This window comes from Rhodoplanes roseus (assembly GCF_003258865.1).
Taxonomy (GTDB): domain Bacteria; phylum Pseudomonadota; class Alphaproteobacteria; order Rhizobiales; family Xanthobacteraceae; genus Rhodoplanes; species Rhodoplanes roseus.
Map to the genome: position 1 here is coordinate 13,305 of NZ_NPEX01000102.1, position 6,478 is coordinate 19,782.

The 6,478-nt window shown below is 69.7% G+C and carries 7 protein-coding genes; 5 read left to right on the plus strand and 2 right to left on the minus strand.

Features of this window, described 5'->3' with window-relative positions:
- Positions 1-75 precede the first annotated feature (75 nt).
- On the minus strand, positions 76-1,392 hold the full coding sequence (locus CH341_RS15785) for an Nramp family divalent metal transporter (RefSeq protein WP_111419966.1): 1,317 nt from the start codon (positions 1,390-1,392) through the stop codon (positions 76-78).
- A 223-nt stretch (positions 1,393-1,615) separates the two neighbouring features.
- Here CH341_RS15785 and mntR point away from each other — a divergent pair, with 223 nt between their 5' ends.
- On the plus strand, positions 1,616-2,077 hold the full coding sequence (mntR, locus tag CH341_RS15790; RefSeq protein WP_210208354.1) for a manganese-binding transcriptional regulator MntR: 462 nt from the start codon (positions 1,616-1,618) through the stop codon (positions 2,075-2,077).
- Positions 2,078-2,116: 39 nt separating this feature from the next.
- Here the strand turns inward: mntR and CH341_RS15795 are convergent, their stop codons facing one another.
- Positions 2,117-2,419 (minus strand): DUF1330 domain-containing protein, encoded by a 303-nt coding sequence (locus CH341_RS15795; RefSeq protein ID WP_111419968.1) that lies wholly within the window; start codon positions 2,417-2,419, stop codon positions 2,117-2,119.
- Positions 2,420-2,702: 283 nt separating this feature from the next.
- On the opposite strand from CH341_RS15795, the gene CH341_RS15800 reads away from it, so the two are divergent.
- The 4 genes from CH341_RS15800 to CH341_RS15815 form a co-directional block, all read left to right on the plus strand.
- Complete coding sequence (locus CH341_RS15800) at positions 2,703-3,710, plus strand: Bug family tripartite tricarboxylate transporter substrate binding protein (RefSeq protein ID WP_111419969.1); 1,008 nt, start codon at positions 2,703-2,705, stop codon at positions 3,708-3,710.
- Positions 3,711-3,894: 184 nt separating this feature from the next.
- Positions 3,895-4,341, plus strand: coding sequence for a tripartite tricarboxylate transporter TctB family protein (locus CH341_RS15805; RefSeq protein WP_111419970.1), 447 nt, complete (start codon positions 3,895-3,897; stop codon positions 4,339-4,341).
- A gap of 12 nt (positions 4,342-4,353) precedes the next feature.
- Positions 4,354-5,883 (plus strand): tripartite tricarboxylate transporter permease, encoded by a 1,530-nt coding sequence (locus tag CH341_RS15810; protein WP_245431085.1) that lies wholly within the window; start codon positions 4,354-4,356, stop codon positions 5,881-5,883.
- A 207-nt stretch (positions 5,884-6,090) separates the two neighbouring features.
- Positions 6,091-6,478: hypothetical protein (locus CH341_RS15815; RefSeq protein WP_111419971.1), on the plus strand; the 388-nt coding region annotated here is incomplete at its 3' end.

Here is a 6,478-nt window from a genome sequence, read left to right on the forward strand (position 1 = left end):
CGGAATCCATACTCACAGACCGGGGTTACGGATTCCGGGCTCGCTGCTTCGCAGCGCTCCGGAGTGACCGATGTCTCACCCCGGCAGCCAGCCGTCGAGCGCCCCGAAGGTCTGCAGCAGCAGGACGACGTTGAGGAGCGACACCAGGACGGCGCCGACGATGGCGACGGTCTGCAGCACGCGACCGTTGGCGTAGGGGCCCATGATGTCCTTGCGGCCCGTGAACCACACCAGCGCGATCATCGGCACCGGCAGCGCCAGGCTGAGCACCACCTGGCTCATCACCAGGGCGTTGGTGGCGTCGACACCCAGCGCCACCACCACGAAGGCCGGGATCATGGTGACGAGGCGGCGCACCAGCAGGGGGATGTTGAAGCCGACGAAGCCCTGCATGATGAGCTGGCCCGCCATGGTGCCGACCACCGACGAGGAGATGCCCGAGGCGATCAGCGAGATCAGGAACACGGCGGCGGCGCCGGCGCCGAGCAGCGGCGTCAGAGTCTTGTAGGCCGTCTCGATCTCTCCGACGTCGCTGTGGCCGAGATGGAAAGCGGCCGAGGCCATCATCACCATGGCCATGTTGACCAGCCCGGCGATGGCCAGCGCGATCACCACCTCACGGTTGGAATAGCGCAGCAGGGCGCGGCGCTCGCGCTCGTCGCGGGCCGGCGCGCGGGCCTGGGTGAGGCCGGAATGCAGGTAGATGGCGTGCGGCATCACGGTGGCGCCGATGATGCCGACCGAGATGGTGAGGGCGTCGGCGGACGGGATGCTCGGCGTCACCATGCCCTTCAGCGCACCGCCCCAGTCGATCGGCGCGATGAACACCTCGATCAGGTAACAGAGGCCGATGATCGCCACCATGGCGCCGATGATCAGCTCCATGGCGCGGAAGCCGCCGCGCTCGAACAGCAGGATGCCGTAGGTGATCACGGCCGTGATCGCCATGCCGGCCATCAGCGGGATGCCGAACAGCAGCGACAGGCCGATGGCGCCGCCCAGGAACTCGGCCAGATCCGTCGCCATCGCGGCGATCTCGCCGACGATCCACATGGCCCAGACCACGGGCTTGGAGAAATTGTCGCGGGAGATCTCGGCGAGGTTCTGGTTGGTGACGATGCCGAGCTTGGCCGACAGGCCCTGGAACACCATGGCGACCAGGTTGGCGGTGAGCACCACCCACAGCAGCGTGTAGCCGTACTTGGCGCCGGCCTGGATGTTGGTGGCGAAGTTGCCGGGGTCCATGTAGGCGATCGACGAGATCACGGCCGGCCCGGCGAACAGCAGGAACGAGAAGTGGCCGTGCCGGCGCCCCGCCAGCACGTCACGGATCGCGTCGGTGGTACGGTCCGACCCCTGCTCGCCGACGTCTCTGGAGGTCTCGATCACCATGCTGGCCCGCTGCTCCATCGGGCGACTATAGCCGTTGCTATAAATTGGGTGCCTTGCTATTTCGTCAAGGGTCCTATTCTGCTTTGCCGCGGCCAGAGAGAGGTGTTTTCGGCCGGCGATCGCCGGTAAGACAGTGACGGCGCCGACTCGGCGACCTCCGGATGACGGCCCGATGACGACCAGACGACAAAAGCCCCGCCCGGTGCGGCGCGCCGACCCGCCGATGTCGCCGGCGGACGCTCCAGCCGTGGGAATTCCGGCAGAGGCCCGCGCCGAGGGCTTCCGGCAGGCCCGGCACGCCCGCCGGATCGAGCTGTCCGAGGACTATGTCGAGCTGATCGCCGACCTGATCCGGGCCGGCGGCGAGGCCCGGCAGGTCGACATCGCGGCCCGGCTCGGGGTCGCCCAGCCGACCGTCGCCAAGATGCTCAAGCGCCTCGCCGAGGAAGGGCTGGTGCAGCAGCGGCCCTATCGCGGCGTCTTCCTCACCGGGGCCGGCGAGGATCTGGCCGAGCGCGCCCGCGCCCGCCACCGGGTGGTCGAGGCCTTCCTGTGCGCCCTCGGCGTCAGCCCGGAAACGGCACAGCGGGACTCCGAGGGCATCGAGCACCACGTCAGCGACGAGACACTGGCCGCCATGGCCCGCTTCACGGCGCGCGCCCCGAAGGACGCGCCGAAGGGGTGACGGGGCTCGGGCGCCGGCGTCGGCCGCCGTGCGCGAGGCTCACCTGGTCGCGTCGCCGGCGTCGACCATGATGGTCTCGACCTCGCCGGCGCCGGACCGGCGGAAGGCAGCCGCGGCGTCGTATTCGGGCGAGCGGAAGCAGGCGACGCCCTGCTCGAAGGTGGGGAACTCGATCACCACGAACCGCTGGAACTTGTCCGGCCCCTCCAGGATCTCGTAACGCCCCCCGCGCGCCAGAACCTTGCCGCCGTGCCTGGCGATGATGCCGGGAATCTGATCCGTGTATTTCTTGTACTCGACCGGATCGTTGATCTTCGAGCGGGCAACCCAGTAGGCCGGCATCGTCGTCTCCTCCAGTGGGTTCACAGGTCGCAGAAGGTCCGACACGACGCACCGCCCTGTCAAAAGCCGCAACGGCATGGGCCGCGTGCAGAATTGCATCGCGACGGCCCGCCACTTGGCATGCAAACGCCGGAACCCGTGACTCGCCGTGTTGACCGCAACAGCGTGCCGGTTACGATGACGGCTCGATGGTTCGGGCCGCCTCGATGCTGCGCCGCACCGTCGCCGGACGCAAAGTCGGACGTGACAACGGCGATCAACGCCGGTTCAGGGAGGAGACGACGTGAGCAACCCCGGTCAGATCGACCGGCGGAGCCTGATGGTCGGCGCCGCCGTTTCGGCCACTGCCTTGTCGCTCGGGCCGGGTTCCGGCCCGGCTCTCGCCGAGGACTACCCCACCCGCGCCATCACGGTGATCAATCCGTTCCCGCCCGGCGGCGCCGCCGACGTGGTGGCGCGGCCGTTCGCCGCCGTGGTCGAGCCGATCATCAAGCAGCCGATGGTGATCGAGACCAAGGCGGGGGCGGCCGGCGCGGTCGGCGGCCAGTTCGCCGCCAACGCCAAGCCGGACGGCTACACGCTCTTGATGCACATCGTCTCGATCTCCGGCTTCGCCGAGGTCGACCGGCTGTTCGGCCGCAAGCCGAAGTTCACCCGCGACGACTTCATCCCGGTGGCGCGGCTGATCGCCGATCCCTGCGTGCTCGTGGTCAACGACAAGCAGCCCTACAAGACGCTGCAGGAGTTCATCGACGACGCCAAGAAGCGGCCGAACGAGCTGATCTTCTCCTCGTCGGGCCTGTACGGCGCCCTGCATCTGCCGATGGCGCTGTTCCTCAAGGCCGCCGGCCTGCAGGTGCGGCATCTGCCGACCGCCGGCGGCGGCCCCGCCGTGACGGCCCTGATCGGCAACAATGCGCAGGCGCTGGTGTCGTCGATCGCGGCGGCCAGCGGACAGATGAAGGCCGGCCGGGTGCGGCCGCTCGCCAGCTTCGGCGCCACCCGGGCGCCGTCGCTGCCCGACGTCCCGACCATGAAGGAGCTCGGCTTCGATCTCGAATACTACCTCTGGGTCGGCCTGTTCGCGCCCAAGGGCACGCCGGAGCCGATCGTCACCAAGCTGCGCGACGTCACCCGCGAGGCGGTGAAGACCGAGGCCTTCGAGAAGGCCATGAAGAACATCGGCCAGGACGTCGCCTATCAGGACCAGGCCGAGTTCAAGGCGTTCTGGGACGTCGACGCCCGCCGCATCGAGGACGCGGTGCGCAGCATCGGCAAGGTGGAGGGATGAGGGGGGCGATCGCGATCGTCATGCGCGAGCCCGACCTCGAGAGCCGTCATGGCCGGGCTTGTCCCGGCCATCCACGCCCTGACTTGCCGCTGGACTGGAAAGACGTGGATGCCCGCGACGAGCGCGGGCATGACGACGCTGAGGACCACGGCTCGCGCGGCGCCCCCCTTTGCGGAGGCCCGGCATGAAAGTCCGCCGCGACGTCGTGGCGGGGCTGGCCGTGCTGGCCGGTGGAGCGGCGCTGTGGGCGTCGAGCGGCGACCTGCCGGTCGGCTCGCTGGCGATGCCAGGCGCCGGCATGATGCCGATGATCGCCATTGCGCTGGTGATGGTGTTCGGCGCCGTGCTGGTGTTCCGCGGCACGGCGGGCCCGCGCCTCGCCGCCGACCACTGGAGCGACGCCGATCATGCGCTTCGGGTCATCGTCGCGACCGCGGTCGCCACCTTTCTCTACACGCGCCTCGGCTTCCTGATCACCATGTCGCTCCTGCTGTTCGGGCTGGTCGGCCTCGTCGAGCGCCGGCGGGTCCTGCCGGCGGCGCTGTTCAGCCTCGGGGTCGCGCTCGCGACCTGGCTCCTGTTCGGCATGGTGCTGAAGGCGCCGCTGCCGCCCGCCCCCGTTTGGTCCTAGATCGGGAACTCCGTGGAAGCGACATTCGACAGCCTGCTGCTCGGATTCTCGGTCGCGCTGCGGCCGGACGTGCTGCTCTACGCCTTCATGGGCTGCCTGGTCGGCACCCTGGTCGGCATGCTGCCCGGCATCGGTCCGCTCGCCGGGATCAGCATCCTGCTGCCGGTGACGTTCGGGCTCGACGCCACCAAGGCGATCGTCATGCTGGCCGGCATCTATTACGGCTCGCAATACGGCGGCTCGACCACCTCGATCCTGATGCGCATCCCGGGCGAGGCCGCCTCGGTGATGACCTGCATCGACGGCTACGCGATGACCCAGAAGGGGCGCGGCGGCGCGGCGCTGTGCATCGCCGCGGTCGGCTCCTTCGTCGCCGGCACGTTCGGCGTGATCATGCTGACGCTGGTGGCGCCGCCGCTCGGCACCTTCGCGCTCGGCTTCGGGCCGCCGGAGTTCACCGCGCTGCTGGTGCTCGGCCTCGTCTTCCTGGCCTATATGTCCGCGACCTCGCTGGTCCGCACGCTGCTGATGGCGAGCATCGGGCTGCTGCTCGGCATGGTCGGCATCGACGTGATGACGGGCCATTTCCGCTGGGCCTTCGACATCCCCGAGCTCGGCGACGGCCTCGGCATCGTGCCGGTTGCGGTCGGCCTGTTCGGGCTCGGCGAGATCCTCTCGACGCCGAGCCGCAGCGTCACCACGAAGGTGGTGTCGCCGAAGCTCTCCGAGCTGCTGCCGAACCGGGCGGAGTGGCGCGCCGCGGCGGCGCCGATCGGCCGCGGCAGCGTGCTCGGCTTCGTCATCGGCATCGTGCCGGGCTCCGCCCACATCATCTCGAGCTTCCTGTCCTACGCGCTGGAGCGGCGGCTCTCCAAGACCCCGGAGGAGTTCGGCAAGGGCGCGGTCGCCGGCGTCGCCGGACCGGAGTCGGCCAACAACGCCGCCTCGACCGGCGCCTTCGTGCCGATGCTGGCGCTCGGCCTGCCCACCGGGCCGGTCACGGCCGTGCTGATGGCGGCGCTGCTGATCCACGGCATCCCGCCCGGGCCGCAGCTCGTCACCGAGCATCCCGACGTATTCTGGGGCTTCGTCGCCTCGATGTATGTGGGCAACGTGATGCTGCTGGCCCTGAACCTGCCGCTGGTCGGCCTGTTCGTCAGCGTGCTGCGCATCCCCTATTCGTATCTCTACCCGTTGATCGTGATGTTCTGCATCGTCGGCGTCTACGAGGTGAACCATTCCATCGTCGACGTGTGGATCATGCTGGCCATGGGCGTGTTCGGCTGGGTGCTGCGGAAGTTCGACTTCGACCCGGCGCCGCTGGTGCTCGGCCTGGTCATCGCGCCGATCCTGGAGATGAGCCTGCGGCAGTCGCTGGTGATGTCGAACGGGCACTGGGGCATCTTCGTGCAGCGGCCGATCGCCGCAGTGCTTATCGCGATCTGCGCCGGGCTCCTGGTGCTGTCCGCCGTCTCGATGCTGCGGCGCCGGAACGACTGGCGGGCGCGGCTCGCCGCCGAGGAGGCCGGCGACGCCGCCTGAGCGACGCCCTGCGTCCCGGGGACCCCGGAACCAACCACCGCACCGGACGTTGTGTGTTCTCACCGCGCCGGTGCGTACCATGCCGGCGTCCTTCCATCGGTCGGAAGGGTCGGGCGTTTCCCGAGCGTCCATCCGGACGCTGTCCCGCTCCTCTATTCCGCGCTGCCGACCAACACTCCGGTCTCCCCGGAGCATCGAGAGGACATCATGGACAAGAGGACCACCAAGGGCATCGTCACGGTCGCCGCCGCCCTGGCGCTGGCCGGCTTCGGCGTCGCCCCGGCATCCGCCGCCCCGGCGACGCGCAGCGGCCCCGCCGTTCACGGCGCGCCGGACCTCAGCGGCGCGACGGTCGACGCGAGCGCCCAGCGCCGCGCCTATCGGGGCGGCTATCGCGGCGGCTATCGCGCCTACGGCTATCGCGGCGGATCGCGGGCCATCCCGTTCGCGCTCGGCGCCGCCGCCGTGACGGCCGCCGGCATCGCCGCGGCGAGCAGCTACCGGCGCGACTATTATTACCAGCCGGCCCCCTACGGCTATTACGGGGCGGCGCCCGCCTACGGCGGTTACGGCTACGGTGGCTGCGGTTACGGCG